This is a genomic window from Actinomadura sp. NPDC047616, assembly GCF_040642915.1.
GTDB lineage: Bacteria > Actinomycetota > Actinomycetes > Streptosporangiales > Streptosporangiaceae > Spirillospora > Spirillospora miaoliensis.
This window is the reverse complement of the sequence record NZ_JBEYTB010000006.1, coordinates 68,586-94,051: the sequence shown is the minus strand read 5'-3', so window position 1 is coordinate 94,051 and position 25,466 is coordinate 68,586. Positions and strand designations below refer to the sequence as shown.

General features: G+C 70.7%; 27 protein-coding genes and 1 tRNA gene. 20 read left to right on the top strand and 8 right to left on the bottom strand.

What is annotated here, in order from left to right:
• Positions 1-2: 2 nt before the first annotated feature.
• A complete protein-coding gene (galU, locus tag ABZ801_RS16100; RefSeq protein WP_360698316.1) occupies positions 3-929 on the bottom strand; it encodes a UTP--glucose-1-phosphate uridylyltransferase GalU in 927 nt (308 codons plus the stop codon).
• A 33-nt stretch (positions 930-962) separates the two neighbouring features.
• Between galU and ABZ801_RS16095 the strand changes: the two genes are divergently transcribed.
• From ABZ801_RS16095 to mscL, 8 genes are all read left to right on the top strand, one after another.
• Positions 963-1,547: a 5-formyltetrahydrofolate cyclo-ligase gene (locus tag ABZ801_RS16095; RefSeq protein ID WP_360698314.1), complete on the top strand. Its 585-nt coding sequence runs from the start codon at positions 963-965 to the stop codon at positions 1,545-1,547.
• 171 nt (positions 1,548-1,718) lie between these two features.
• Complete coding sequence (locus tag ABZ801_RS16090; RefSeq protein ID WP_360698312.1) at positions 1,719-2,711, top strand: 2-hydroxyacid dehydrogenase; 993 nt, start codon at positions 1,719-1,721, stop codon at positions 2,709-2,711.
• 234 nt (positions 2,712-2,945) lie between these two features.
• On the top strand, positions 2,946-4,430 hold the full coding sequence (locus tag ABZ801_RS16085; protein ID WP_360698310.1) for a potassium/proton antiporter: 1,485 nt from the start codon (positions 2,946-2,948) through the stop codon (positions 4,428-4,430).
• Positions 4,431-4,570: 140 nt separating this feature from the next.
• On the top strand, positions 4,571-4,915 hold the full coding sequence (locus tag ABZ801_RS16080) for an FmdB family zinc ribbon protein (RefSeq protein ID WP_360698308.1): 345 nt from the start codon (positions 4,571-4,573) through the stop codon (positions 4,913-4,915).
• A 704-nt stretch (positions 4,916-5,619) separates the two neighbouring features.
• Positions 5,620-7,776: an MMPL family transporter gene (locus ABZ801_RS16075; protein ID WP_360698306.1), complete on the top strand. Its 2,157-nt coding sequence runs from the start codon at positions 5,620-5,622 to the stop codon at positions 7,774-7,776.
• Positions 7,777-7,921: 145 nt separating this feature from the next.
• A complete protein-coding gene (locus ABZ801_RS16070) occupies positions 7,922-8,758 on the top strand; it encodes an S-methyl-5'-thioadenosine phosphorylase (RefSeq protein ID WP_360698304.1) in 837 nt (278 codons plus the stop codon).
• Positions 8,755-9,360 carry an SAF domain-containing protein gene (locus ABZ801_RS16065; protein WP_360698302.1) on the top strand — a complete coding sequence of 202 codons (606 nt, stop codon included), beginning with the start codon at positions 8,755-8,757 and terminating at the stop codon, positions 9,358-9,360. Before ABZ801_RS16070 ends, ABZ801_RS16065 begins: the two co-directional genes overlap by 4 nt.
• Before the next feature lie 90 nt (positions 9,361-9,450).
• The gene (gene mscL / locus ABZ801_RS16060; protein WP_360698300.1) at positions 9,451-9,849 is read left to right on the top strand and encodes a large conductance mechanosensitive channel protein MscL; all 399 of its coding nucleotides are present in this window, start codon (positions 9,451-9,453) and stop codon (positions 9,847-9,849) included.
• A 407-nt stretch (positions 9,850-10,256) separates the two neighbouring features.
• Here mscL and ABZ801_RS16055 read toward each other — a convergent pair whose 3' ends face one another.
• Positions 10,257-11,294, bottom strand: coding sequence for a D-alanyl-D-alanine carboxypeptidase family protein (locus tag ABZ801_RS16055; RefSeq protein ID WP_360698298.1), 1,038 nt, complete (start codon positions 11,292-11,294; stop codon positions 10,257-10,259).
• A 624-nt stretch (positions 11,295-11,918) separates the two neighbouring features.
• On the opposite strand from ABZ801_RS16055, the gene ABZ801_RS16050 reads away from it, so the two are divergent.
• Positions 11,919-11,991, top strand: a tRNA-Arg gene (locus tag ABZ801_RS16050).
• A 108-nt stretch (positions 11,992-12,099) separates the two neighbouring features.
• On the opposite strand, the gene ABZ801_RS16045 is transcribed toward ABZ801_RS16050, so the two are convergent.
• Entirely contained in the window at positions 12,100-13,569 is a 1,470-nt protein-coding gene (locus tag ABZ801_RS16045) for a site-specific integrase (RefSeq protein WP_360698296.1), read from the bottom strand.
• Positions 13,566-14,147 carry a helix-turn-helix transcriptional regulator gene (locus tag ABZ801_RS16040; protein ID WP_360698294.1) on the bottom strand — a complete coding sequence of 194 codons (582 nt, stop codon included), beginning with the start codon at positions 14,145-14,147 and terminating at the stop codon, positions 13,566-13,568. Before ABZ801_RS16040 ends, ABZ801_RS16045 begins: the two co-directional genes overlap by 4 nt.
• Positions 14,148-14,242: 95 nt before the next feature.
• On the opposite strand from ABZ801_RS16040, the gene ABZ801_RS16035 reads away from it, so the two are divergent.
• The 11 genes from ABZ801_RS16035 to ABZ801_RS15985 all read left to right on the top strand — a co-directional run bounded on the left by ABZ801_RS16035 (position 14,243) and on the right by ABZ801_RS15985 (position 23,679).
• Positions 14,243-14,455, top strand: a complete 213-nt coding sequence (locus ABZ801_RS16035; RefSeq protein ID WP_360698292.1) for a helix-turn-helix domain-containing protein — start codon at positions 14,243-14,245, stop codon at positions 14,453-14,455.
• Positions 14,455-14,688 carry a hypothetical protein gene (locus ABZ801_RS16030; protein WP_360698291.1) on the top strand — a complete coding sequence of 78 codons (234 nt, stop codon included), beginning with the start codon at positions 14,455-14,457 and terminating at the stop codon, positions 14,686-14,688. Before ABZ801_RS16035 ends, ABZ801_RS16030 begins: the two co-directional genes overlap by 1 nt.
• Positions 14,689-14,825: 137 nt before the next feature.
• Positions 14,826-14,981: a hypothetical protein gene (locus ABZ801_RS16025; protein WP_360698289.1), complete on the top strand. Its 156-nt coding sequence runs from the start codon at positions 14,826-14,828 to the stop codon at positions 14,979-14,981.
• Between the two features lie 8 nt (positions 14,982-14,989).
• Entirely contained in the window at positions 14,990-17,566 is a 2,577-nt protein-coding gene (locus tag ABZ801_RS16020) for a hypothetical protein (RefSeq protein WP_360698288.1), read from the top strand.
• Between the two features lie 424 nt (positions 17,567-17,990).
• Positions 17,991-18,170, top strand: a complete 180-nt coding sequence (locus ABZ801_RS16015; protein WP_360698286.1) for a hypothetical protein — start codon at positions 17,991-17,993, stop codon at positions 18,168-18,170.
• A gap of 205 nt (positions 18,171-18,375) precedes the next feature.
• On the top strand, positions 18,376-18,750 hold the full coding sequence (locus ABZ801_RS16010) for a helix-turn-helix domain-containing protein (RefSeq protein WP_360698284.1): 375 nt from the start codon (positions 18,376-18,378) through the stop codon (positions 18,748-18,750).
• Complete coding sequence (locus ABZ801_RS16005; protein WP_360698282.1) at positions 18,747-18,959, top strand: hypothetical protein; 213 nt, start codon at positions 18,747-18,749, stop codon at positions 18,957-18,959. Before ABZ801_RS16010 ends, ABZ801_RS16005 begins: the two co-directional genes overlap by 4 nt.
• A complete protein-coding gene (locus ABZ801_RS16000; protein ID WP_360698280.1) occupies positions 18,956-19,159 on the top strand; it encodes a hypothetical protein in 204 nt (67 codons plus the stop codon). Before ABZ801_RS16005 ends, ABZ801_RS16000 begins: the two co-directional genes overlap by 4 nt.
• Before the next feature lie 386 nt (positions 19,160-19,545).
• Positions 19,546-20,019, top strand: coding sequence for a hypothetical protein (locus tag ABZ801_RS15995; protein ID WP_360698278.1), 474 nt, complete (start codon positions 19,546-19,548; stop codon positions 20,017-20,019).
• Positions 20,020-20,024: 5 nt separating this feature from the next.
• A complete protein-coding gene (locus tag ABZ801_RS15990) occupies positions 20,025-20,291 on the top strand; it encodes a hypothetical protein (RefSeq protein WP_360698276.1) in 267 nt (88 codons plus the stop codon).
• Complete coding sequence (locus ABZ801_RS15985) at positions 20,284-23,679, top strand: hypothetical protein (RefSeq protein WP_360698274.1); 3,396 nt, start codon at positions 20,284-20,286, stop codon at positions 23,677-23,679. The genes ABZ801_RS15990 and ABZ801_RS15985 overlap by 8 nt, the downstream gene beginning before the upstream one ends.
• Before the next feature lie 108 nt (positions 23,680-23,787).
• Here the strand turns inward: ABZ801_RS15985 and ABZ801_RS15980 are convergent, their stop codons facing one another.
• The 4 genes from ABZ801_RS15980 to ABZ801_RS15965 all read right to left on the bottom strand — a co-directional run bounded on the left by ABZ801_RS15980 (position 23,788) and on the right by ABZ801_RS15965 (position 25,385).
• Entirely contained in the window at positions 23,788-24,237 is a 450-nt protein-coding gene (locus ABZ801_RS15980; protein WP_360698273.1) for a hypothetical protein, read from the bottom strand.
• A gap of 231 nt (positions 24,238-24,468) precedes the next feature.
• Positions 24,469-24,600: a hypothetical protein gene (locus ABZ801_RS15975; RefSeq protein WP_360698271.1), complete on the bottom strand. Its 132-nt coding sequence runs from the start codon at positions 24,598-24,600 to the stop codon at positions 24,469-24,471.
• Between the two features lie 93 nt (positions 24,601-24,693).
• The gene (locus tag ABZ801_RS15970; protein WP_360698269.1) at positions 24,694-24,924 is read right to left on the bottom strand and encodes a hypothetical protein; all 231 of its coding nucleotides are present in this window, start codon (positions 24,922-24,924) and stop codon (positions 24,694-24,696) included.
• Between the two features lie 182 nt (positions 24,925-25,106).
• The gene (locus tag ABZ801_RS15965; protein ID WP_344956935.1) at positions 25,107-25,385 is read right to left on the bottom strand and encodes a hypothetical protein; all 279 of its coding nucleotides are present in this window, start codon (positions 25,383-25,385) and stop codon (positions 25,107-25,109) included.
• Between the last annotated feature and the right edge of the window lie 81 nt (positions 25,386-25,466).

Genomic DNA, 25,466 nt, shown 5'->3' with positions numbered 1-25,466 from the left:
GGCTACGAGCCCTCCACGCCGTCGGCGGCGTCGTGCCGCTTCACGAATTCGCGCAGCCACGGGATGAACTCGGGAGCCAGGTCGGGACGCTCCGAGGCGAACTGCACCACGGTGCGCAGGTACTCCAGCTTGTTGCCGGTGTCGTAGCGGCGGCCGCGGAACTTCACCCCGTACACGGTGCCGCCCTGCTCCCGGGGCATCTCGGCGAGGGTGCGCAGCGCGTCGGTGAGCTGGATCTCGCCGCCGCGTCCGGGCGGGGTCTTCTCCAGCACGTCGAACACGGCCGGGTCGCACACGTACCGGCCGATGATGATCCAGTTGCTGGGCGCCTCCTCCGCGGCGGGCTTCTCCACCAGGTCGGTGATGCGCACCACGTCGTCCTCGTCGGTGCCCTCGATGGCGGCGCAGCCGTAGGCCGAGACCTGGTCCGGCGGCACCTCCATCAGCGCCACGACGCTGCCGCCGCGCTGCTGGCGCACCTCGATCATGCGGCTGAGCAGCCGGTCCCGGGAGTCGATCATGTCGTCGCCGAGCAGCACGGCGAACGGCTCGTCGCCCACGTGCTGGCGGGCGCAGTGCACCGCGTGCCCGAGGCCGCGCGGCTCGCCCTGCCGGACGTAGTGCATGATCGCCAGGTCGCTGGACTCGCGGACGGCGGCCAGGCGCTCCTCGTCGCCCTTGGCGCGCAGCGCCTCCTCCAGCTCGTAGGCGCGGTCGAAGTGGTCCTCGATCGACCGCTTGCTGCGCCCGGTGATCATCAGCACGTCGGTGAGGCCGGCGTCGACGGCCTCCTCGACGACGTACTGGATCGCGGGCTTGTCGACAACCGGGAGCATCTCCTTGGGGGTCGCCTTGGTGGCGGGCAAGAATCGGGTACCGAGGCCCGCCGCCGGGACCACCGCCTTCTGCACAGGTACGAAGTCGGCCATAGAGAGACCCTAGTCATCCACGAGGACCACAGCGTGCACCAGATCGATTCCAAACTCTCGCGCCGCGCCGAACTGCTGGCCAGGCGCACCGCCATGGACTCGGGCGCGCGCGCCGCCGCGGCCCGTTCGCTGCGGGACACCCTGTTGTCCACCCCCGAGGTGGAGATGGCGGGGACCATCGCGGCGTACGTGTCGATCGGCGCCGAGCCCGACACCCGGGGGCTGCTGTTCGCCTTGTGGAAGCGGGGCGCGTACGTGCTGCTGCCCCGTCTCCTGCCGGACGCCGACCTGGACTGGGCCTCCTACGAGGGGCCCGAGTCGCTGGCTCCGGGGCCGCGCGGCCTGCTGGAGCCCACCGAGCCGTCCCGTGGGCCGGACGCTGTGGCGAGTGCGGATGTGGTGCTCGTCCCAGCAGTCGCCGTGGACCGTACGGGGATGCGCCTGGGCCGGGGCGGCGGTTCGTACGACCGTGCACTGGCGCGCGTGGGCCCCGCCATCCTCACCGTGGCCCTGCTCTACGACGGGGAGTTGGTCGACGCCCTGCCCGCCGAACCGTACGACCAGCGGGTGCGAGCCGCCGTGACCCCGTCAGAGGGCCTTGTCCGCTTCCCGCGCTAGAGGTGTGGCCTTCGGCGGCCAGGGGGTGGGCGCGTCGCGGCGTATGGTGCGAGGCGGGGCCGGGGCGGGCATAGACGGACGGATCACTGCGCGTACAGTTCCGGATCGTCCAGCCCGCCGTGCGCCGACCGCTCCCCCGCGGTGGCGTGCCGCCGCCAGGGAGGTCTCCAGATGACGAAGCCGTGGCGGATCCTCGCCCTGCCCCCGCTGGACCCGTCCTTGATTCGCGGCATGCTCGATCCGGTGGTGGGCGACGCGGCGGAGATCGTCCTCCCGGCGGAGCGGGAACGTGGCGCGCTACTGGACGCGCTGGCCGACGCCGAACTGGTGCTGGCCGACTTCAGCGGACGTTTGGCGCTGGACGCCGAAGCCGTGGCGGCGGCACCGCGGCTGGCGTTCGTGCAGATGCCCGCGGTGGGAACGGACAGTCTCGACCTGGACGCGCTCACGGCCGCGGGCGTGCCCGTGGCCAACGCGGCGGGGACCAACGCCCGTTCGGTGGCCGAATGGGCGGTCGGCGCCGCGTTCGCGCTCTGCCGCCACCTGGCGTGGAGCGACCGGCGTGTCCGCGAGGGCGGATGGCCGCAACTGGAGATGCTGGGGCGAGGCGCCCGGGAGCTACGGGCCCAGCGTGTCGGGATCCTGGGGTACGGGGCGATCGGGTCCGAGACCGCCCGGCTGTTCCAGGCGCTGGGGTGCGCGGTGTCGTACTGGTCGCGGCGGCGACGCGCCGACGCCTCGGCCACCTACCGCGAGCTGGACGACCTGCTCGCCAACTCGGACATCCTCGTGGTGACGCTGCCGCTCACGGACGAGACGCGCGGCCTGCTGGGCGCCGACCGCCTCGCCCGTCTCCCCCAGGGGGCCCTGCTGGTCAATGCCGCGCGCGGGGGCATCGCCCCGGACGAGGCGGTGCTGGCGGCGCTGGAGTCGGGGCGGCTGGGGGCCGCCGCGTTGGACGTGTTCGACGAGGAGCCGCCGCCCGCCGACAGCCCCCTGCGCAGGCACGAGAACGTACTGCTGTCCCCGCATTCGGCCGGTGCGACGCTGGACGCGCAGCTGGCCATCGTGTCGGTGGTGCAGGAGAACCTCGCCGCCGTCCTGGCCGGACGCCCCGTGGCGAACGTCGTGAACGCCGTGGAGCCGCTGGTCAGACGGCGCTGACGCTGACGTCGCTCACGGCTGACGGCGTTGGCGGCGCTGATGGCCTGGTTCACGTCCCGGGACGGATCGTCCCAAGAGCCGGTTAAGAGACGGCCTCCAGGGCAGTACACAGGCCGGTTGGGGCACGTCCCGGCCCCCGGCTTCTGGGCCGCCCCAAAACGAATGTGTGTGTGAAGCACATAAATCGGTAGGATCGCGAACGATCTCAACTTCGCGACCCCGCAGGGGAGGGATGTGCGGCTCGACCTCTGGCTACTCTTCGGCGCGACACTTGTACTCATAGCGATCCTCGCGGTCCGGCTGTCCCACCGGGCGGGCTTGCCGACCCTCCTGGCGTACATGGGCATCGGCCTGTTCCTCGGCGAGTCCGGGCCCATCGGCCTGCGCTTCGACAACGCCGAACTGGCGGAGGTGCTGGGGCTGGCCGCGCTGGTCCTGATCCTGGCCGAGGGCGGCATCACCACCAACTGGCGCAACGTACGGCCGTCCGTACCCGCCGCGCTGGCCGTCTCCACGCTCGGCACCCTCATCAGCGTGATCATCGTGGCGGTCGCCGCGCACTGGCTCCTGGACATGGACTGGCGCCTGGCGTTCCTGCTGGGGGCCGTACTGGGCCCCACGGACGCCGCCGCGGTGTTCTCCGTGCTGCGCCGTCTGCCGCTACCGTCCCGGCTCGCCGGACTGCTGGAGGCCGAGTCCGGATTCAACGACGCACCCGTCGTCATCGTCGTCGTCTGGCTCAGCACCCACACCGGCGCGCCCAACCCGGCGGAACTGGGCGGCATCATGGTGTACGAGCTGACCGCGGGCGCCGTCATGGGATGCGTCATCGGCTGGCTGGGGGCGTACGCGCTTCGCCGGGTCGCCCTGCCCGCATCCGGTCTTTACCCCATCGCGGTGTTGTCGTTGTCGATCGGTTCCTACGGGGCCGCGACCCTTCTGCACGCCAGCGGCTTCATGGCCGTGTACGTCAGCGCGTTGGTGCTGGGCAACGCACGCCTTCCGCACCGTCCCGCCACCCGGGGGTTCGCCGAGGGAATCGCCTGGCTGGCCCAGATCGGCCTGTTCGTGATGCTGGGGCTGCTGGCCTCCCCCGAGGAACTGCCCGCGCAGATCGTTCCCGCTCTGGTGGCCGGATTCGTCCTGCTGCTGGTGGCCCGCCCCGTGTCGGTGCTGCTGTCGACGGCGGGATTCGGGCTGTCGCTGGGCGAGAAGACGTTCGCCTCCTGGGCGGGCCTACGCGGCGCCGTGCCGATCGTGCTGGCGACCATCCCGATGGTGGAGGACGTGGCGGGCGCCGACCGGCTCTTCTCCATCGTCTTCACCATCGTCGTGGTGTTCACCCTGCTGCAGGGGCCGACGCTGCCGCTGGCGGCCCGCCTGTGCCGTCTGAAGAGCGACGAACAGGCCCGCGAGCTGGACGTCGAGGCCGCCCCGCTGGAGGAACTGCACGCCGACCTGCTGGAGGTCCGGGTCCCCCACGACTCGCTGCTGAACGGCGTGGAGATCTTCGAGCTGCGGCTGCCGCAGGGCGCCTCCATCACGCTGATCGTGCGGGATGGGGCCAGCTTCGTCCCCGAGCCGACGACGGCGCTGCAGGCGGGCGACACGATGCTTGTGGTCACGACCGCGGCCGTACGGGAGGCCACGGAGCGCCGTCTGCGGGCCGTCAGCCGCCGCGGCAAGCTGGCCGGTTGGTTCGGCGAGACGGGGACATAGCCGGCTCCCCCTGGCCACCGGGGCTCGCGACCTGTGGGAACAGGCCGCGCGCAAATCGTGTTCTACGCATGGGTACCATTAGCAGTCGTTCTAGGTGAGTGCCAGCCCGCGCAACCGGGCTGAGTCAGCGAGGAGGAACCGTGCCGACGTATCAGTACGTTTGCACCGAGTGCGGCGAGCCTCTGGAGGTCGTGCAGAAGTTCAGCGACGCCGCGCTGACGGACTGCCCGGCGTGCGACGGCAGGCTTCGCAAGGTCTTCTCCGCCGCGGGCATCATCTTCAAGGGCTCCGGCTTCTACCGGACCGACAGCCGCGGCTCCGGCTCGTCCTCGACCCGCAGCTCCTCCAACGGCTCGGGGTCGAACGGCTCGAAGAGCTCCCCCTCGAGCACGTCCGAGTCGTCGGGCTCGAACGGCTCGTCCTCTTCGTCGAGCTCGTCGTCGAGCTCGTCCTCGTCCTCCTCGTCGTCGAGCAAGGTCGCCTGACCGGTCCGCGGACGTACCCGATCCGAAGGATCATGGCCGGTTCCCAGGAGCCGCACCCGCCGCCCATGGTCCTTCGGACGTCCTCGCTTTCCTTTTCTCTCCCGCCGGCGCGCCCTCCGGCTTCTGACCGGAAGCGGCCTGTCGCCGGCGTCATCGCCTGCCCGTCCCCAGGCGCTCGTCACGTTTGACGACGCCTCGTACAGCGGACGGATGCGGCCTCATCCGCGAGGCGTAGCCGCGTTGAGCCGCCCCCACGTGCGGCGGCGTTTCTCCCCACCCACCTGACGCCCCGTCCCGCCGTGCCGGCCACGCTGGTCACGGTGGCAGAGCAGCATGGGCTCTAGGCACGTCTTTCCTCCTCCTCTGCGCAGTGCCGCCGTCCCCTGCCCGCATCCTCATGCGTGGGCGACGGCACCCTCCGCCCCCGTCCCCTACGTCTGGCGAAGTAGGACGGGGCGGAGGCGTGCTTCTGCGGAGGTAGCGCCACTCCCATCCAGCGCGGGACGACCGCCTTCGTTTCCACTGCGGACGATGGCCAGGTCCAGCGGAGAACCGTCCGACGCAGCGCCCGGCCGGCACCCGGGACGTCCGCCCGTCCGCCCCTCGGCCGAGAACTCGCGATAGTACTTGACAACTCTCCAAACGCGAGACATTCTGACCGTGATCCGCTGACGCGACATATCTCGACTCTTCCAGGAGAAACCATGAGCGCACCCCCCGACGCTCGTCCCCCCGAACCCGGCGGCCCCGGCCCCGGACCCGCCCGCCGCCTCGCCGGGATCATCGCCGGGCGGCGCGCCAAGTGGGTCGTGCTGGCCTTCTGGGTCGTGCTGCTGGCCGCCCTCGGTCCGCTCGCCGGCCGGCTCGGTGACGTCGAGGAGAACGACGCCGCCTCCTGGCTGCCCGGCGGCGCCGAGTCCACACAGGTCGTCAAGCTGCAGGAACGGTTCCGCGACGACGAGACGATGCTCGCCGTGATCGTCTACGAGCGGCCGTCCGGCATCACCGCCGCCGACCAGGCCAAGGCCCGGTCCGACGCCGCGGCGTTCGCCGGGCTGCCGGGCGCGCAGCGCCCCCAGGGGCCGTTCCCCAGCCAGGACGGCAAGGCCCTGCAGACCCTCGTGCCGCTCACCGACGTCGACGTCGTCAAGGCCGTCGACGACGCCCGCGACCTGGCCGAGCGCGGCCCGCCCGGGCTGGCGGCGCACGTCACCGGGCCCGCGGGCGGCGGCGCCGACATGTTCAAGGTCTTCGAGACCATCGACGGCTTCCTGCTCATGGCCGCCGGGCTCGTCGTGATCGTCCTGCTGCTGTTCATCTACCGCAGCCCGCTGCTGTGGATCGTCCCCGTGCTGAGCGCCCTGGTCGCGCTCGGCCTGGCCCAGTCGGTGGTGTACCTGCTGGCCCGGTACGCCGACCTGACCGTCAACGGGCAGAGCGCGGGCATCCTGACCGTCCTGGTGTTCGGCGTCGCCACCGACTACGCGCTGCTGCTGGTCGCCCGCTACCGCGAGGAGCTGCACCGGCACGCCGACCGGCACGAGGCCATGGCGTTCGCGCTGCGCCGCGCCGCCCCCGCGATCATCGCCTCCGCCGCCACCGTCGCGGCCGGCCTGCTGTGCCTGCTGGCCGCGGAGATGAACTCCACCGCGGGTCTCGGCCCGGTCGCCGCCGCCGGCGTGATCACCGCACTGGCGTCCATCACCACCCTGCTGCCCGCCCTGCTGGTGATCTGCGGACGGTGGCTGTTCTGGCCGCTGGTGCCCCGCTACGACGCCAGGTACCTGGCGCCCGAGGCGTACGAGGCCGAGCACGGCGTCTGGAGCCGCGTGGCCGGGCTGGTCGGCCGCCGCTCCCGGGTGATCTGGGCCGTCACGTCGATCGGCCTGGTCGCGCTGGTCTTCGGGCTGGGCTCGCTGCGGGCGCAGGGGTTGTCGGACGCCGGCCAGTTCGTCGACAAGCCCGACTCGGTGGCCGGCGCGGAGGCCGTCGCCCGGCACTTCCCGGCGGGCTCGGGCGTTCCCGCCGTCGTCATCGCCAAGGCCTCCGCGTCCCGGCAGGTCGCCGCCGCCGTCTCCGGCACGCCCGGGGTGGCCGAGCTGAGCCGTCCGGTCACCGCCGCGGGCCTGGTGCAGTACGAGGCGACGCTGCGCGACCCCGCCGACAGCAAGGCCGCCCAGCGCACCGTCGATCGCCTGCGTGACGCGGTGCACGCGGTGCCCGGCGCCGACGCCAAGGTCGGCGGCGCCACCGCCACCTCCCTCGACACCAACCGCGCCGCCGACCGCGACAACCTCGTGATCATCCCGATCGTCCTGGCGGTGGTCCTGCTCATCCTGGTCGCGCTGCTGCGGGCCCTGGTCGCCCCCCTGCTGATGATGGCCACAGTGGTGCTGTCGTTCCTGGCCTCCCTGGGCGCCAGCGCACTGGCCTTCCGGCACGTGTTCGGCTTCGAGGGGGCGGACGCCGGATTCCCTCTGCTGGCGTTCATCTTCCTGGTGGCGCTGGGCGTGGACTACAACATCTTCCTGATGCACCGCGTCCGGGAGGAGTCGCAGGCCCTCGGCACGCGCCGCGGGGTACTGCGCGGCCTCACCGTCACCGGCGGCGTCATCACCTCGGCCGGGCTGGTGCTGGCGGCCACCTTCGCCGCCCTGACGACCCTGCCGCTGGTCGGCATGGTCGAGATGGGCTTCGTCGTCGCCTTCGGCGTGCTGCTCGACACGCTGATCGTCCGGTCGCTCCTGCTGCCCGCCCTGTCGCACGACCTCGGACGCCGCATCTGGCTCCCCGGCTCGCTGGGACGGCGCCGCTCGTCCACCGAGCCGGACTCGGCCGAACTCCTGACCCCGGTGAGCTGACCCTCACCCTGAAGGGGCCCGGCGCCACGCCGGGCCCCTTCGCGTCGGGCCCGTCCCGCACCCGCGACGAAGATCACCAGGCCGGTTATCCACAATCGGAGACGAGGCTCCCGGCCGGATGTCGCGGATGGCTAGTGTCGGCGCCATGTCCACATTCGTTTCGCAGCCCTCCCCCTCCGAGCCCGCCGCCGAGATCGGGGTCATCGGCGGCTCCGGCTTCTACTCCTTCCTCGACGACGTCGAGGAGGTCGACGTCGACACCCCGTACGGGCCGCCCAGCGACCGCATCGCCCTCGGGGTGCTGGGCGGCCGCCGGGTCGCCTTCATCCCCCGGCACGGCCGCGACCACCGCTTCCCGCCGCACCGCATCCCCTACCGGGCCAACATGTGGGCGCTGCGGTCCCTCGGCGTGCGCCAGGTGGTGGCCCCCAGCGCGGTCGGCTCGCTGGTCGCCGAGCACGGCCCCGGCACGCTCGTCGTCCCCGACCAGCTCGTCGACCGCACGTCCGGGCGCACGCAGACGTTCTACGACGAGGGTGCCGCCATCCACCTGTCGTTCGCCGACCCATACTGCCCGGCGGGCCGCCGCGTCGCCGTCGCGTCCGCCCGCGACTCCGGCTGGGAGCCGGTCGACGGCGGCACCCTCGTCGTCATCGAAGGCCCTCGGTTCTCCACCCGCGCCGAGTCGCGGTGGTACGCGGCGCAGGGCTGGACGCTGGTGGGCATGACCGGTCACCCCGAGGCCGTCCTGGCCCGCGAGCTGGCGCTGTGCTACACGCCGCTGTGCCTGGTCACCGACCTGGACGCCGGGATCGAGGAGGGCGAGGGCGTGACGATGGAGGAGGTCCTGCGCGTCTTCGCCGCCAACATCGACAGGCTGCGCGTCCTGGTCGCCGAGCTGGTCCAGTCCCTGCCCGCCACCCGCGACTGCGCCTGCCCGAACGTCCTGGACGGCATGAAACTGCCCCTGGAACTGCCGTGAGGGCGCCCCGTCTCCGACGGCCCCTGGCGGCGCTGTCAGCCGCGCTCGCCACCGGCCTGGCCGTGCTGGCCCTGCGCCCGTCCCCGGTCGCCAGCGACAGGGTGCTGGCCGCCGCCCGCGACCTGCCGTCCGGGACCGTCCTGAGCCCCCGCGACCTGCGCCCGCTGTCGCTGCCGCCCGACGCCGTCCCCGCCGGGGCGTTACGCGCGAACGCCGTCGGCCGCACTCTCGCGGGCCCCATGCGCCGGGGCGAGCCGCTCACCGACGCCCGCCTGCTGACCAGTGGCCTCCTGCGCGGCTACGGCGCCAACACGGTCGCCACCCCCATCCGCATCGCGGACGCGGGGGTGGCACGCCTCCTCCGCCCCGGCGACCGAATAGACGTGCTCACCACGCCGTCACCCGACACCCCGTTCTCCCGCACGGTGGTCTCCTCGGCCCCGGTGGTGGCTGTACCCAGGCCCCGCTCCGACCAGGGAGCCCTGATCGTCCTGGCCACAGACCGCCCCCAGGCCGCCGCTCTGGCCGCGGCGGGCTCCTCCCTGTCCGTGACGATCTCCGGCGCGCCGGCCGACCCGCCGCAGGACGACAGCCGCTGGTGAACCGGATGGCCCCCTATACCGGCGAAACCGAAAGTTGATATTCTCCGGTCCGCGACCTCGCGATCACAGAACGTCACGAGAGGGATCCTCATGGGCGGCTTCAAGAAGTTCCTGCTGCGCGGCAACCTCATCGAACTGGCGGTCGCGGTCGTCATCGGCGCGGCTTTCACCGGCCTGGTGACCGCCTTCGTGAACGCGTTCAGCGGGCCGCTGATCGCCCTGGTCGGCGGCCAGCCCAACTTCAACAGCCTGGCCTTCACGATCAACGGCACCAGGTTCCCCTACGGCGTCTTCCTCACCGCCGCCGTCTCCTTCCTGATCGTCGCCGCGGTCGTCTACTTCCTGGTCGTCCTCCCCACCAGCAAGCTCCTGGAGCGCCTGGTCAAGGCCGAAGAGGCCACCGAGCAGCAGTGCCCGCACTGCCTCAGCGACATCCCCCTGATGGCCACCCGCTGCAGGTTCTGCACCGCCGAACTGACCCCCGCCTAAGCCACGAGCCACACCATCCCGGCCCCCCAAACCCCCGCCCAGACACTCCGGCCAACCAGACGCACCCCAGCCACGCAACGCATTCGAAAAGCCCACGACGCGGACACTGGCAGCAGTCCGCCCCGATCGGACTCCCCCGCATGAGCGCCTGACCACCGGCAGCACGCCACCCAAAGCCTTCGGAAATTCGCCACGGTGGCCTGGTCTGGTCAGGTAGCTGACGCGGCAGTTGGCGGCGCTGCGGGGCACTTGGCGTCGCGTGGCTACGCAGCCGTACCGTCACGCGTGGGCGAGCCTGGTGCGTCGGCCGTCCAGCGTCGCGGGCAGTGCACGCAGCCTGCGTGAGCACCTCGACCGGTGAGGGCCGTCACCACACAGATGGAGGGGGCTTAGCTGCGAGGGGGCGCTCAGTCGTCGCCTTCGGAGCCGAATTCCCAGTGCCACGGCTCGAAGGGGTTGCTGTAGGCCCAGGCGGGGTGGAACCAGCCGTACTTCTTGGAGTTGGCCTCCATCCAGCGGAACTGCACAGAGCCCGCGATCTGCACGCCGCCGCAGAGGTCGACGGCCTGACCGCGGCCGTGGTTGCTGGTGCCGGGGACGGCCGCGAACCCGGGTCGCTCCGCGTACACCCGATGCTGCTCCGACAGGCTGCGGTAGGAGTCGGTCACGCAAATGTCGCGTCCGAACCGCCGCTTGTAGGCGTCGTTGAGCTTGTAGAAGCCCAACGCCGCGTCCGCCCGCAACTGCTCGCCCCGCTGCGGCAGCGGGCACAGGTAACGGGAGGGGATCAGTCCGTTGGGGAACCTGCGGGCGCCCGCGGCCAGGTACTTGGGACACATCGCCTGCAGGCGCTTGTCGCGGTCTGCGCGCATCCGGTCGAGCATCGCGGTGAGCTGCTTGGTGAGCTGTTCCGACCTGTCCCGCAGGCCCTGGACCTGCTGCTCCAGCTTGGTCTGCGCCACGGCGTTGCGCGACTGCAGCTCCTGCGCCGTCGAGGCCAGCCGCTGCCGCCGCTGCTGCAGGTCGTCGGCCTGTCGCACCAGCGCCTGCCGCCCTCCGGCGATGTAGGCCATGTCCGCCGTCGACCGCAGCCCCGCGCCGGCCTCCCCAGAGAAGATCGACATCGCGCCTCCGGCCCCCGGCTGCTGGTAGGAGGCGTTGGCCAGCCGGGCCACCGGCTGGCGGATCCGGTTGAGCTCGGCCTCGGCCGCCGCCAGGTCCTTGAGGGTGTCCCGCAGCTTGGACTGCGAGCCGGCCAGCTCCTTCTTACGGTCCTCCATCTGGCGGGTGGCCTTCTGCAGTTCCGTGCGCGCCTTGTCCGCCTCACGGCGCAGCGAGTCCACGGTGTCGCGCTGGCGCGCGGCGGCGCCCGTGTGCGGCGCGCCGACCACGGCGAATATCACCAGGAAGACCGCGGTCAGCGCCGCCGACCGAGGAACTGGCACGTCGGATTCCTCCTGATGCCTGAAGCGGGGAACAGCGGCAGGAACGCTACTACAGCTTCACCATGAACTGGGCGTAACCGAGGTCATCGAGTGCGGTAACCATTCCTTTGACACCATTCGCGAAGGAACGGGTGCTCTGACCAGCGCGGAGGGCACATCCGTGGCCGCTCCCGCTGGCGCCGCCGCTCCCGCTGCGTCGGTGAGACGGTCGGCCGGCTCCGCGGCGACGCGGCGGCCTTCCGCGGCGGCGTCGAACGCGACGTCGGCGTCGGCCGCGGCGGCACGTACTCCCCGATCGTCGGATCAATGGGAACCGGCGACGGCGCCACCCGCGCCTGCGCCGTAGCGGCGGTCTGCGGCTCGGCCGGAGGCGCGTCCCGGCGCACCCCCACGACTCCGATCACCACGACGACCGCGACGACCCCACCACCGACGAGAAGTCCTCTACGTGGTCGCCGCCCCTCGGCGCCCTCCGCCATTGGTCCACCACGATGCCGTCCCGTCACGGCACCGAAGCGTACCGGCAGCGCCGGATCCGGCCTAGAGGACACCGTTTAGGGGGGCGCGATCGCTCGCCGCTTCCCCTACCCTGTATGTGCTGTCCGCTAGGCTCTAGCGAGACAGGCCTCCGTAGCTCAGGGGATAGAGCACCGCTCTCCTAAAGCGGGTGTCGCAGGTTCGAATCCTGCCGGGGGCACCGAAAGCGCAACGCGCTGACCAGGCAATACGTGACGGCCGGTCGGCGCGTTGTCCGTCTGGAGAGATCGTCACGGGCCCGTGTTGGCACATTGCTGGCACCACCGGCCTACCCGCGGTTCCGGCGCGGCACGAACGCCGCGATCCTGGCCGCGGCGTCCTCGGCGAGTTCCTCGGCGACGACCGCGTACACATCGGACGTGAATGACTCGGATGCGTGGCCGAGTACCTCGCTCACGACCTTCATCGGCACCCCGGCCGCGAGCAGCATCGTCGCCGAGCCGTGCCGAAGGTCGTGCAGCCGGACGGGCGGGAGCGGCGGCCCGGCGAGCGCCATCGTCACCTCGTGCATGCTGACGCGCGCCCGATTCACGATCATCTCGGGTGTCCACCCCTTCGCGTGATGGCGCCGGATGCTGGCGTACCGGCGCACGAGGCGGGCGAAGTGCTGCGACACCGACTCGGGGCGCAGCGCCTGGCCGTCCTCACGGGTGAACACGCGGCCGGTGTCCGTCCATGCCTCGCCCCACGCGACACGCTCCTCGAGCTGACGTTTGCGCCACGCACGCAGGACTTCGCCGGTCGGCTCGTCAAAGATGACGATGCGGTCGGAGTCCTCAGTCTTCACGTCGTCCAGCTCGTCATCGGGTTGCGACTGGCGGACGTGCAGCCGCCGGCGCTCGAGGCTGAGGTCCGGCCAGTCCAGGCCGACCAGTTCCCCGCGGCGCATCCCCCAGTACGCGGCCAGGTGCCACAGCGGGTACAGCCGGTCCCCTTCGGCGAAGTCCAGGAACGCGCCGCACTGCGCGGCCGTCCACACCATGACCTTCGCGGGGATCTTGCCCGTCCGCTCCCACTCGGCGACGCGCTCATCCGTCCACAGCAGAGGCTTGGCGCGCCCCTTCCGGCCGGCCCCGCCCTTGCTCCGGAAGATGCCCGCGGCAGGGTTCTCGGGGATGATCTTCGACACCTTCACCGCGTCGTTCAGCGCGGCGTTCAACACGATGTGCACGCGCTTGATCCGCGATTCCGACACCGGCCGCTTGGAGTACCGCTCCCCGTCGCGCGACGCGCGAGCCTCGAGCAGGCGACGCAGCATCTCGGACGGCCGCTTGCCCTCGGGGTCGCGGTTGATCTGCCGAATGGCGGTGTACAACTCGCGGATCTGGTCCTGGCCGAGCTGGTCAACCATCTTCAGGTGCCCGAGGCCCGGCTTCAGGTACAGGTCGATGATCTCGCGGTCGGTCGCCAGGGTGGAGCGCTTGAGCCCATCGCCGGTCTCGGCCTCGGCGACGCGCCAGGCGTGCCGCTTCTCGAGGTACTCGCCGAGGGTGATCTTCCGGTCGTACTCCCTGCCGGCCTTCCCCGACTGGCCAAGGACCTCGATGAGCGCGGCCTTGCACTCCGTCTCCGTGTCGAACGGGCCGATGCGCGGCTGACGGCGCTTCCCGTTCACCTTGGGTGCCTCGTACCGCGCGTACCACTTGCCGTGTCGCCGTTTGGCCAGGTCGGGGCACTTCTTCCCGAGAAGCCTGCCGGTCTCGGGGTCGCGGCACGAACACGCCTTGTACGGCCTCATGACGGCCTTTCCTCCCGGGGGTGACGCCACGAGGTTTGCCACTTCTCGAGCACCTCACGAGGGGTGAGCCCCTCGCCTTGCGCCTGGTCGAACAGCTTGCCTGCCTCGTCGCCGACCTTCAGCGCCTCGATGAACGTCAGGTACCGGGCCCAGTCCCTGGCCCACGGGGGACGGGAGTCGAGCTTGAATCGTTGCTGGTCACCCTGGGGGTCAGCGTCCGAGACATCCAGCGGGAGCACCCCGTCAGCCCACAGCCACAGCTGATCAGTAGTCACCGCACCGATCCCCGGCAGCCCCACCTGCTCCTCCGGGCGTTCGGTCCAGGGCAGGAGCAGGGTCAGCGGGGACACGCGCAGCACGACGGCCAGCGAGGCTAGCTCCCCTGCGCTTACTCGGCGCTGCCCCTTCTCGATCCTGGTGATGCCGGTGGGCGGGATGGACTGCCCCCTGTCCTTGAGCAGCGCGGACAGGCGCGTCGTCGACAGCCCTCGCATGGTGCGGAGCCGCTTGAGGTTCGTGGCGACCGTCTGATCCCAGACGGTCTGACCAGAGTCCTTCGGAGATCCGTTCGCTGTCATTTTCGCAGCATCCCATGCGCAGATTGCCGAGTTCAAGCCACTCCCGTACAGTCTCACCTATCGCAGGAAGCGCTGCGATTTTGGAGGTGAGGTCGTTGGTCAGCGCAGCGAACGCGCCGGATCCCGACGAACTGCTGGCGCCCCTCGAGGTCGCCAGGCTGACAAAGCTGAGCGTCTCCACGCTGAAGGACCGGCGTTGGAAGGGCACGGGACCGCCGTTCATCAAGCTCTCGCCCGGACGCGGTGGGCGGATTCGCTACAGGCGCGGCGACGTGCTCGCCTGGATCGCAGAGCGGGCCGCGAACTGATGTCGGCCAAGTGGAACCGCCAGGCCCTTGAAGCACTCGGCCCGGTCACAGAGGTGCCCGTCGCAGCCCAGGTGCTCGACGTGAGTGAGTGGACGATCTACGAGCGGATTCGCCGCGATGAATGGACGCTGACACGGGTCCTCCGGATCGGCCGCCGGATCAAGATCCCAACCAATGACCTGATCAGGCTGCTGTACGGCCCGTCCGGCAGCGGTGGAGATGAGGCAGCGTGACGCCGTCGACAACACGAAGCGGCCCTCCGCCTGACACGGAGAGCCGCCCACAAGAGGTCACACCTAAGACCAACCCCAGCATACGGCGTTACCCCGCCGTGTACGCCAGCCTCTACGCCCCCGCCGGTCGGCGTCGCATGTGGTGGCTGACGCTGCACTGCCCGCACTGCCGGGCCGGCCACTTCGGGCGCGTCCCCAGCGAGGCCGCCGCGGGCGGTGTCCGGCGCACCCCGTGTGGTCGGCGCGTGTGGGTCGTCGTCGCCCGCGTCTACCGGCCGGAGGGCGCCCAGTGAGCGACCCTTTGCACGACACGCTTCTGCCGCGCCTTGAGCAGGTGCGGCGCGTCGGCGCCGGGTACGTGGCGCTGTGCCCGGCGCACGACGACCACGACCCGTCGCTCAGCATCGACCCCGGCCGGTCGCAGCCGTTCGTCCTGCGGTGCCGTTCCGCGCAGTGCGAGCCCGTCGACATCCTCGCCGCGGTCGGTCTCACGTGGGCGAACGTGTGCACGCCCCAGGAGCGCCCCGAGAAGCCGCGCGTCGTCGCCGAGTACACCTACCGGGACGAGTCCGGGGAGCCGCTGTACGTGGTGAAGCGGTACGAACCCGGGTTCGACGGCAAGCCCAAGAGCTTCGCGCAGTACCGGCCGGACGGCCGCAAGGGCATTAAGGGCGTCCGGCGGGTGCTGTACCGGCTGCCCGACGTGCTCGCCGCCGTCCAGGCCGGGCGCCGCGTGTGGGTGGTGGAGGGCGAAAAGGACGCCGACCGGCTCGCCCAGCTCGGCGAGGTCGCCACGTGCAACAGCGGAGGAACCGGCAACCCCTGGCCGGCCGAGTTCGCCGAGTGGTTCCGCGGCGCCGACGTGGTGATCGTCGCGGACAATGACGACGCTGGCCGCAAGCACGCTCGGCACGTCCGTGACCTGCTCGCGCCGGTCGCCAAGAGCGTGTCCGTGGTGCGGGCCGCTATCGAGCGCGAGAAGGCCGATGTGTCCGACCATCTGGCCGCCGGGCATGACCTGGCCGAGCTGGTGCCGGTCGACCTGGACGCCGGCGACACGCGACCCGCCGCCGACCGTCCGGCGGACGTGGCCGACACCGACGGCACGTCCGACAAAGGCCGCGGCCCGTCGCAGGCGGCCATCCTGGTGAAGATCGCCCGGGACCGGTTCGACCTGTTCATGTCCGATGACGGGCGTCCGTACGCGGTCGCCAAGGACGGCCCGAACATCGCCCGTCCGCTGCGAGGCAAGGCCGGGTTGCGGGCGCTGCTGGCCAAGATCTACGCCGATGAGCAAGGCGGCGCGGTGCCTGCACAGTCCGCGCTGACAGACGCGATGACCGTGCTGGAGGGCGTCGCGCAGGCGGCTGAGCCACGCACCCCGCATCTGCGGGTCGCGCGTGACGGTGAGCGCGTCGTCGTAGACCTGGGCACCACGGACGGCCGGTGCGTCGTCGTCGGCCCGGACGGGTGGGAACGGTGCCCGCGATCCCCGGTGCTGTTCCGCCGGTCCGGCGCGATGAAGTCGCTGCCCGACCCGGTGAGCGACGGTGACGGGCTGGCCAGGCTCGGCGAGCTGCTCAACGTTGACACCGACAGCTTCCGGTTGCTGGTGGCGTGGCTGGCCGCGGCGTTCATCCCGGACCTGCCGCACCCCATCCTGGCGTTCCGCGGCGAGCAGGGCACCGGCAAGTCCAAGTCCGCGCAGATGGTCATCGGGATCATCGACCCGTCCGGCGCTCCCAAGCGCACCGCGCCCCGCGACGTGAAGTCGTGGGCCACGCAGGCGTTCAACTCCTGGGGCCTGTGCCTGGACAACGTGTCGTACATCCCGGACTGGTTGTCGGACGCGCTGTGCCGGGCGGTGACCGGAGACGGCATCGTAGACCGGGCCCTGTACACCGATGATGACGTCGTGGTGCTGGAGTTCCGCCGGGTGCTGGCGCTCACCACGATCGATGCCGGGGCGCTGGCCGGCGACCTGGCCGAGCGGCTGCTGACGATCGAACTGTCGCTGATCAAGGACACCGAGCGGCGGGAAGAGGCCGAACTCGACCGTGCGTTCGCCGACGCGCACGCCGCCATCCTCGCGTCCCTGTTCGACCTGCTCGCCCAGGTACTCAAAGTCCTGCCGGACGTGCGGCTGACCGAGCGTCCCCGCATGGCCGACTTCGCCCGCGTCCTGGCCGCTGTCGACCACATCACCGGTTGGGAGACGTTGAAGCACTACAAGGACGGCGCCCGCAACGCCGTCGCCGACGTCCTGGAGGGCGAGCCGTTCGCCCAGGCCGTGGTCAAGCTGGTCGACCAGGCCGGGGAGGACGGGGTGACGGCGACCGCTCAGCAGATCCTCGAACTGGTCGACACGCCTGACCGGCTGCCTAAGAAGTGGCCCAAGGACGCCACCCGGGCGGGCGGGCAACTCAAGCGCCTCGCTCCGGCGCTGCGCACCATCGGCGTGGAGGTCACCGAGTCGCGGAACAAGCACGGCCGGTTCTGGACCCTCACCGCGACCGACGAACGCCGGAAGAGGCAGGGGAAGGGGCGCGAGATAGAAGGTGCGAACGACCGTCACCAGCGTCACCCGGAGGGGTCTACAGCCGGGATGACCAGCGGAAACAGGGGTGACGCTAGCAGCGTCACCGCAGCGTCACCCCTCCCCGGTGTTGGCGGCCCGGGTGACGCTGGTGACGCTACGGGTGACGCTGAGACCTTCGTAGCGTCACCTGCCCGGACACCGTCTGACCAGGCACAACGGGTGTCCGGTGACGCTGGTGATGGTGGTGACGCTGAAATGCGGTCTCTCTCGCAGAACGGCACCGACCTTCTTGGTCCTGGAACGCTCGGCGACACCGGAACCGAGGAGGCCGTGTGGTGATCGATCTTCTTGACTCCGCACTCCGGGAAGGGCTCCGCGTCTACACCGACGAGACAGGCACACTCCGAGTCGCTGGCCCCCGGACTGCTGAGACGACCGCACGCGCCGTTGTCCAGCATCGGAAGCAACTCGCCACTTGGCTACGGCTCGGCCGCGTGGTGCTGGACTGGCACGACCGGCCCATCCTGCGACACGCGGGCGGGTGTCTGATGTGCTGCGACATCCGTGACGACGAAGGACGTCACATCCCCAACTGCCACGGCTGCGGCCCCGCATGGAACCGAGGTCGCCCCGACCCGTGCGCGCTGTGCGGCCACACCGCCCACTTCATCGACGACGGACGCCCGGCCCACAAAGCGTGTGTGGAGGCGGAGGTGTGGCGCCGCCTGGTGGCGCTGAGAGACCGGGACCGGAGGGCCGCCGCATGAGCCTTGATGACGACATCCGCCAGGCCGCAGACGAGCGACTGGCCCAGCGCCTCGCCGACGCGGCGTGGCGTAGGGATGGGCGCCGCCGACGCCTGGCCGAACTGTCCAAGCGTCGCCGGCACGGCCTCGCCGCCCGGCACGCCGCCAGGCTGGCCCGGAAGGAGGGCACCGAGTGACCAGCGTCCCCACAGCAACCGAAGGACGGTCAGTGACCGCACCACGCAGAACCGGGCCGCAAGCCGTGTCCGCGCCCACGGCAAAGGTGCCATACGAGTGCCATCACCTGACATCGCCGCAGGTCAATGATGCCGGAATCGCAGTCACAGAGCGGTTTAGTCAGCCGCTCTGTCCCCACAGATCCGCCCCGAAAGGTGCACGTTGATGCACGAAATCCCCCTGGACAGGAAAAGTCAGGCGGCGCTTCTGCTGGCACGCGGCATGAGCACTGACGCAGTCGGCGCGGAACTCGGGGTCAACGGGTCAACGGTCCGCCGCTGGCGCCAGGACCCCGCCTTTCAGCAGGAGGTCCACCGCATCAGTGGGCAACTGCTCGGCGAGGCCGTCAACGCGCTCAAGGTGGCCTGCCGAGACGCCATCACCACCCTGCACGCTGCGCTCGAGGACGACAGCGCCACGATCCGCGTGCGCGCCGCTGGCACACTCCTCGGCGCCCTGCCCAGCATCGCCGCGCACTTCGACCTCGAAGCCCGGCTCACCGCCCTTGAAGACGCCACCTCAGAGAGGACCGCATCATGACCGGCCGCAACCTGAGTGCCCGCCTCGCCGACGCCGAAGCCCGTGAACTCGCTCGGCAGACCGTCATCACACACCGTCAAGCCGACCTCGTACAGGAAGCCGTCGCCAACGCCGCAGACGCACTCGGCCTACCTGAGGCGCAACGCACCCGGTTGATCCGCGCGATCGCCCGGGAACTCCGGAAGGTCGCCGCCAGGGAGGGAGAGTGACGTCGGGGCGTGACTTCCGAACTCGGCTCGCCCGCCAGGAAGCCCGCCGTGCAGAAGCCGAACAGCTTGGCGCGGAGATCATGGCGATGGTTGAAGAGTTCGAGCGGGATCTCACCAGCGATGACGCTGCGCTCTCCGAGCACGCCCGGCAAGCGCTCCGCGACCTTGATCGCATGCTGGGCCCGAATGACGAGCCATGACCAGGCCGCCCTACGTGGAGCACGCCGCCGTCACCGCGGGCTTCCCCGCCCACGTTGTCGACCGGCTCCTCGCCCGCTACCTCCCTCCGCTGCTGGGTGGCATGAGCCCTGAGCAACGCGCCGAGCTGATCGCCTACCGGGACGCGGTGCGCCGCGCCGCCGACGCCTACCTCGCACGTCCGCACACGGACATTGCGGACATGCCGGATGCGGACATGACGCCACCCTCGGGGGAGATCGGCGTCGACCAGGCGGCAGCGCTGCTGGGGATCCCCCCCCCGGCATGCCCGCCGGCTGGCCGCGGCGGGCCTCGGCCGCAAAGTCGGCCGGGTGTGGCTGCTGAACCGGGCGCTGGTCGACGACTACCGCGACCTGAGGAGCGCCGCATGAGACCCGAGGATCTGACCGGCGAGGCCCGCGAGGTATACGAGGCATGGCGAGGCGTCGGTCTCTCGGAGCCGCGGGCGCTCGACGAAGTACGGCGTTCCGGGCTGAGCGGCCTGCCCGAACAGGACGGCTTCGACGCCATGACGCAGATGTTCCAGACGATCGGGCTGAGCGAGTCGGAGGCGCGGGCCGCTGCGATCGGCCGGGACGGCAGTGAACGCCAGGCGCGCTGGCGGTTCAACGAGGCCGAGATCAACGCCGTTGCGGAGAAGCTGACGCTGACGCAGGCGATCGAGGCAGCGGCGCAGGCGTTCACCGCGTGGGCGACGTGGCTGACCATGGAGGACGCCCGCCGCTACTACCAGGACAAGGTGAGAGGCGAGTGGGGGCACCTGTCGGAGGTGGCCCGCAAGCGCAACCTGGTGTTGACCGCCCGCGCGCTGCGCGCGTCGGCCGCCGCCAAGAGGCGCTGATTGCTGTGAACGAAGCGTCGGCGCCGACGATACGGGAAGCGGCGCTGCACCTCCGTGAGGGGGCCGATTCGTGGGCGGAGCGGCTGCAGGCGTTCACCGCGAGTGTGGGGCGGTTGGACGGCCAACACGTGGACCTCGGCCGGGGGACGGCTGACAAGCGCGCTGCGCTGCGTTCGGCGGCGCGGGCGGCTGATGATGCGGTCGCTGCACTGTCGGCGCTGAGCGTGGCTTTGGGGGCGCTGGCGGAAGCGTGGGGGGTCGACGATGCCTGACCGCACCGTATCGGCGAGGTTGCGCGCTGACGTCTCCGGCTACATCGCTGACATGCGCGCGGCCGCGCAGGCGACCCGCAACCTCGGTGACGAGGCGGAGCGTGTTGGGCGGCGTTCCTCGCAGGCGTTCGAGGCGCAGCGCAGCACGTCCGAACGGCTGGAGGAGTCGCTGCGCCGCCTGGTGGAGGCTCAGCGGCGGCAGGCCGAGGAGGCGCGGCGGCAGTCGGAGGAGACCCGCCGCAGCAGCGATGAGACGCGGAGAAGCTCGCAGGAGAACGAGCGGAACCGGCAGTCGCAGGAGCGGCAGCGCCGCAGCACCGAGCAGGCGACGCGGAGCATGACCGCTCAGGGCTCGGCCTTGGAGTCGCTCATCGGTGGTGCGGTCGCGGCCGGGGCGGCAGCGAGCGCCGCCGGCGTGGCGTTCAGTGCGTTCGCCGGCCTCGCGGTCCCCTCAATCGTCAAGGTCGTGTCAGCGCAGGAGAATCTCGCCGAGAGTTGGGATTCGCTCAGCGGCCACCAGCGGGTGTCGGCCGGCCTGGTCGACGACCTCGTCGACGAGTACAAGGCGCTCGCCCGGTCGTACGAACCGCAGGCGCTCAGCGCGTTCAACTCCGTGGTCGCCACCAGTCGAAGCCTGCTGCCGCAGCTGGACACCGTTGTCGCGGCCACGTCCGGCAGCGTCCAAGGATTGATCAACCGGGTCGGGGCGTTCGCCACCGGGCCCGAGGTCGAACAGTTCATGAACTTCGCCGCGGCGAACGCGCCGCAGGCGTTGAACCAGCTCGGGCAGGCCGCAACCACCACGGGCAGTCTCGCGCTGCGTCTCGCGACCGACCTCACCCCGGTCGGCATGAGCCTCCTCACCGTCGCCAACGGCGCTCTCGGCCTGGTCAACGGCCTGGCTCACGTCAACCCGGCGTTCGCGCAACTGGCGGTCACGGGGCTGCTGCTGCGCGGCCCCATCACTGGTGTTGTCGCCGGGGTCGGCAACATGACCCGCGGCCTGCAGCAAGGCGCCGCGGCCACGCGGGGCCTGTCGGCGTCGCAGAAGGCGCTGCACCTGATCACCCGGGCGGGCCCCAACCTGTACGTCGCTGCGGGTGTCGGGCTGGCGTTCCTGGCCATTCGTGCGATGAACGCCAAGAGCGCCACCGAAAAGTTCAACGAGGCACTCAAGATCGAAAACCGGGCGTTCGGCAACAACCTCGAGGGTCACCGCAACTACACGCGGCAGCTCGAGGTCAATGCCCGCACGATCGAGCAGCGGATCGTCCAGGCGCACAACGGCATGTCTGACGCGGTCCGCAAGTCCGCCGACCCGATGCGCGAACAGTCGCGGGTCATCTCCGAACTCCAGCAGCAGTACAAGGAGAACAACGCCGAACTGGAGAGGCAGCGGCAGACCTTCCAACGCGTATCGGACGGCGCGACCTTCCTCGCCAACAAGTACTCGATCACTCGTGATCAGGCGCTCAGCTTGGCGACGGCGGCGGGGGTCGACCTGTCCACCGCCATGGACAGAAACGGCCGGTTGAGCAACCAGGCCGCCGCGAAGATCGACCAATACCGCGTTGCGGTCGACCTGGCACGCGACCCGACGCGGCAGGTGTCGCTGGCGTTGGAGGACGTGGCGAACAACGCGCTGTCCATGAAGGACCGCATGAACGCCGCGACGCAGGCGATGGAGGCGTTCTTCAACCCGTCCATCGCGGCCTACCAGGCGACAACGCAGCTCAAGCAGGGCATGCGTGAGCTGGTGTCGGCGCTGTCGGCGAACAAGGGCCAGATCGACGGGAACTCGTCGGCGTCGCTGCGGCTGCAAGGCCAGTTCGCCCAGCAGCTGCAGAGCGTCAATCAGCTGTGGTCGGCGACGCTGCGGCTGACCGGCTCGGAGTCGAAGGCCCGCGGCGAAGTGGGCCGAATGTTGCCGGTCCTGTATGCGCTGGCCGGCCGCAACAGGGACGCTCGTGCCCAAGTGGACGCGTTGGCGCGGAGCACGGGCAACACGGTTGGGATCACTCGGACATCGCGTGACGCGTTCATGCGCGCGGCCGAAGCGATGGGCGTCGCCCGGGGCCGCGCCGAGCGGTTGTGGAAAGAGCTCAACAAGATCAAGGACCGCAAGGCCGAGGTCGACGTCACCGCCTCGGGCCGGTTCGCCAAGCTCCGCGGCCTGGACGAGTTCTACCCCCGCGCCAAGGGCGGCCCGATCCCCGACGTCCCGGGCGGCTCACGCCAGTACGACTCCGTCCCCGCCCTGCTGCGCGTCGACGAACACGTCTGGACACCTGAGGAGGTCGACGCGGTCGGCGGGCATGGGGCGATGTATCGGCTGCGTGCGGCCGCGCGGCGTGGGGAGCTGCAGGGCTACGCCCGCGGCGGCCGCGTGAGTTTCGCCCGCGACAAGCGCAAGGACAGCGCCGTGGTGGGGGACGTGACGTATCCGATCTTCTCCGGCATCACCGGGATGGCCGCGGACATCGCCAAGGTGTTCGCCGCCGCGTGGAAGCGGATGATGTCCGGCGGCGGAGTCGTCGCCGCGGCGCGTTCCCAGATTGGTGTCCCGTACTCGTGGGGTGGCGGCGGCAAGGGCGGCCCCTCGTACGGCATCGGCAGGGGTGCCGGCACCGTGGGCTTCGACTGCTCGGGGCTCACCGAATACGCCTGGTGGCGTGGCCGCCGGGTCGACATCGGCGGCACAACGTACTCCCAGTACCCCAACTCGACACCCACGTCCCGACGGCCGGGCGCGTTGGGGTTCCCCCACATGGGCCACGTCGTGCTCGCCAGCAACAGGCCCGGGTACATCATCGAGGCCCCCTACACCGGCGCGCGGGTGCGGGAGGTCCAGTCGAGCCGCGGGTACCAGTGGCGCTGGCCCAAGGGCGCCGCCAGGCGCGCGGAGGGCGGCCCGATCACGGAGGTCGACCGCAGGATCGGCCGCCGCTTCCTCGACGCGTCCGGTGGCGCCATTGTCGTCGAAGCCAAGGCCCTGGAGATCGCCGGGGACCCTGGTGGTCTGGGCATCCCCGGGTACGCGTCGGGTGGGTGGGTGCGCGGGCCGGCGGGCCGGGACAGGGCGTTGATCGCAGCGACCGACGGCGAATACATGATCAACCGGGCGGCGGCGGCCAGATCCCCCGACCTCGTCGAGGCCATCAACGACGGTCGCATCGGACAGGCCATGATCCGGCCGACCATCCCCGCATCCGCCGCGGTCTCAGCCGGTGGCGGAGGTGTGGCCGGACGGTCCGCGGCCGGAGGCGACGTGCATCTTCACGTTCACAACAACGGCGTGATCGGGTCGCAGATCGAGATGGACAACTGGTTGACCGGCAGTCTCGACCGACTCCGCAGACAAGGACGGATGCCGTTCGCCGTGAAGTGACCTCGCCGCGCGCCTCAGAGCGCCATAGAGCGCCGATCGTGGCTTGGCGCGGCTCACGAGTCGCGAGGCGTCCCGTTCGCCCCCTGCCAGGCCGTCGCTGCGTGGTCTTCAGGAGTCGGCCAGGGCGCAGTCCGGCTCCTCACAAGGGATGTGCTGGATCCGGCCACCGAGATGCTTCTGAGCGGCGCTGAGGACGTCCGGGCTTGCGTTCACCGTCCAGTTCTGCCCCATCAGCAAGTCCCCGCCCGTGAACTTCAACAACCGCACTTGGGCGTCCACGCCCTGATGGTTCTCGTGGACGCGGACCACGATGTCGCCGTCCGAGCAGGTGACCTGAGCACGGGCCCCGATCAGCTGCCGCGTCTCGGTTAGGTCTTGGCAGGGCAGCGTCCCCATCGACTTGGCGACGATCTCCCGCGGCTCGGTGAAGTACCCACCGTCCACGGGCGGTGTGGTCGGCGTCGAGGTGAACGGGGCGGGCGCGGCTCTCTCGCCGTTGGTGCAGCCGGCCAGGACTGCGCAGGCGAGGATGACGACGGTGAGCATGGTCTTGGGCATCTCGCGTCTCCAGGTGTGAACCGGGGGTGTTAATGAGACGCTCTGGGCGGGCGGGCTGCAGTCATCGGCGGCGGCCGGTTCCGGCAAAAGACACCCATCCGAGCATGGTCGTTTTTCGTCCGCGCCGCATAGCCCTGGGTTACGAAGATGCTGAGGGGCGGGACCGACAGCCTTGGCAAGGTTGTGGTCGCCGCCCCTCGGGGTGTGCTCACCAGCGTACGCGTTCCGGTTCTACTGCATGCCGGTCCCCATGCAGGGCTTGCAGGTGACCTTTTCGCACACCTTCGAGCCCGAGACGGTCGAGTACTTGTAGGTGTAGCCGCGGCCGTCGCAGTTGCGGCATGGGGAAACCTCGGTCTTCATGGCTCCTCCTGTGGGGGGTGTTCGAGCGTGGGCTGTCTCGCCGGTCCGTGAGGTGGCCGGGCCCCTGGTGGTGGAGGCCCGGCCGGGTGCGGGTCAGCGGCGGTAGTCGCGCGCGTTCTGTTCCCAGATACGCGCGTCGACCTCGGCGTCCTTCAGGGCCGCGCGCAGGGCGGCGGGGTCGCTCTCTCCGTTGGCCAGCATGCGCCGGTACTTGTCGGCCTCCTTGCGGGCCTTGCGGGCCTTCTCGCCGTACTCGCGGGCCTTGCCCTCTCGGCGCTCGCGCTCGGCCTGGCGGTCGGCGTTGCGGTTGCTGAACAGTCCCATGGTGGGTTTCCTTTCGGGTTAGGTGCCGGGCGGCGGGTTAGGTTTCTCACCCCACGCCCGGCGGGGGCTCATCTTGCGTGTGACCTGCGGAAAGTTAGGTGTGTTAGCCGGGTTAGGCCGGTGAGGCGGGGCCCTCTGAGCGGCCCTGTAGGCGCGTCTGAGCGGGTGCGGGGCCATCTACCTCACTCCCGGCCGTCCGCGTCGTCCGCGGGCTGGGCGACGGCCGTCAGGTCCGCGGCGTACACCCACATCGCCTCCATGTGATCCCAGGCGACGAAGACCCACAGCTGGTATCCGCCCGACGGCGCGCGGTCGAGACGGATCGAGCGGCGGCCCTCGGCGCTGACCGTGCCGCGCCACGACGGGTGCGCGCGGTGCCCTACGGTCGCACCGGGCGGGAACTTGGCGGCGAGTTCCTTGTAGGCCTGCAGGGCGGCCGGCCGGTTGGGGAGACGGGACATCGGTCCCCTCCTTGGTGTTGGTGTGGGCGGTTCAGTTGCTACGAGAACACGCGGTCATCCGGGCCATGTCCGTTGTGGGTG

Excerpts from the sequence above, each read along its gene's own strand:
- ABZ801_RS16015 (WP_360698286.1), top strand. The coding sequence starts at position 17,991 with ATGAGCCTTGATGACGACATCCGCCAGGCCGCAGACGAGCGACTGGCC.
- galU (WP_360698316.1), bottom strand. The coding sequence starts at position 929 with ATGGCCGACTTCGTACCTGTGCAGAAGGCGGTGGTCCCGGCGGCGGGC.
- ABZ801_RS16090 (WP_360698312.1), top strand. The coding sequence starts at position 1,719 with ATGACGAAGCCGTGGCGGATCCTCGCCCTGCCCCCGCTGGACCCGTCC.
- ABZ801_RS16045 (WP_360698296.1), bottom strand. The coding sequence starts at position 13,569 with ATGAGGCCGTACAAGGCGTGTTCGTGCCGCGACCCCGAGACCGGCAGG.
- ABZ801_RS15995 (WP_360698278.1), top strand. The coding sequence starts at position 19,546 with ATGAGACCCGAGGATCTGACCGGCGAGGCCCGCGAGGTATACGAGGCA.
- ABZ801_RS15980 (WP_360698273.1), bottom strand. The coding sequence starts at position 24,237 with ATGCCCAAGACCATGCTCACCGTCGTCATCCTCGCCTGCGCAGTCCTG.
- ABZ801_RS16005 (WP_360698282.1), top strand. The coding sequence starts at position 18,747 with ATGACCGGCCGCAACCTGAGTGCCCGCCTCGCCGACGCCGAAGCCCGT.
- ABZ801_RS15965 (WP_344956935.1), bottom strand. The coding sequence starts at position 25,385 with ATGTCCCGTCTCCCCAACCGGCCGGCCGCCCTGCAGGCCTACAAGGAA.
- mscL (WP_360698300.1), top strand. The coding sequence starts at position 9,451 with ATGGGCGGCTTCAAGAAGTTCCTGCTGCGCGGCAACCTCATCGAACTG.
- ABZ801_RS16025 (WP_360698289.1), top strand. The coding sequence starts at position 14,826 with ATGTGGTGGCTGACGCTGCACTGCCCGCACTGCCGGGCCGGCCACTTC.
- ABZ801_RS16070 (WP_360698304.1), top strand. The coding sequence starts at position 7,922 with ATGTCCACATTCGTTTCGCAGCCCTCCCCCTCCGAGCCCGCCGCCGAG.
- ABZ801_RS15975 (WP_360698271.1), bottom strand. The coding sequence starts at position 24,600 with ATGAAGACCGAGGTTTCCCCATGCCGCAACTGCGACGGCCGCGGCTAC.
- ABZ801_RS16030 (WP_360698291.1), top strand. The coding sequence starts at position 14,455 with ATGTCGGCCAAGTGGAACCGCCAGGCCCTTGAAGCACTCGGCCCGGTC.
- ABZ801_RS16075 (WP_360698306.1), top strand. The coding sequence starts at position 5,620 with ATGAGCGCACCCCCCGACGCTCGTCCCCCCGAACCCGGCGGCCCCGGC.
- ABZ801_RS16040 (WP_360698294.1), bottom strand. The coding sequence starts at position 14,147 with ATGACAGCGAACGGATCTCCGAAGGACTCTGGTCAGACCGTCTGGGAT.
- ABZ801_RS16010 (WP_360698284.1), top strand. The coding sequence starts at position 18,376 with ATGCACGAAATCCCCCTGGACAGGAAAAGTCAGGCGGCGCTTCTGCTG.
- ABZ801_RS15985 (WP_360698274.1), top strand. The coding sequence starts at position 20,284 with ATGCCTGACCGCACCGTATCGGCGAGGTTGCGCGCTGACGTCTCCGGC.
- ABZ801_RS15970 (WP_360698269.1), bottom strand. The coding sequence starts at position 24,924 with ATGGGACTGTTCAGCAACCGCAACGCCGACCGCCAGGCCGAGCGCGAG.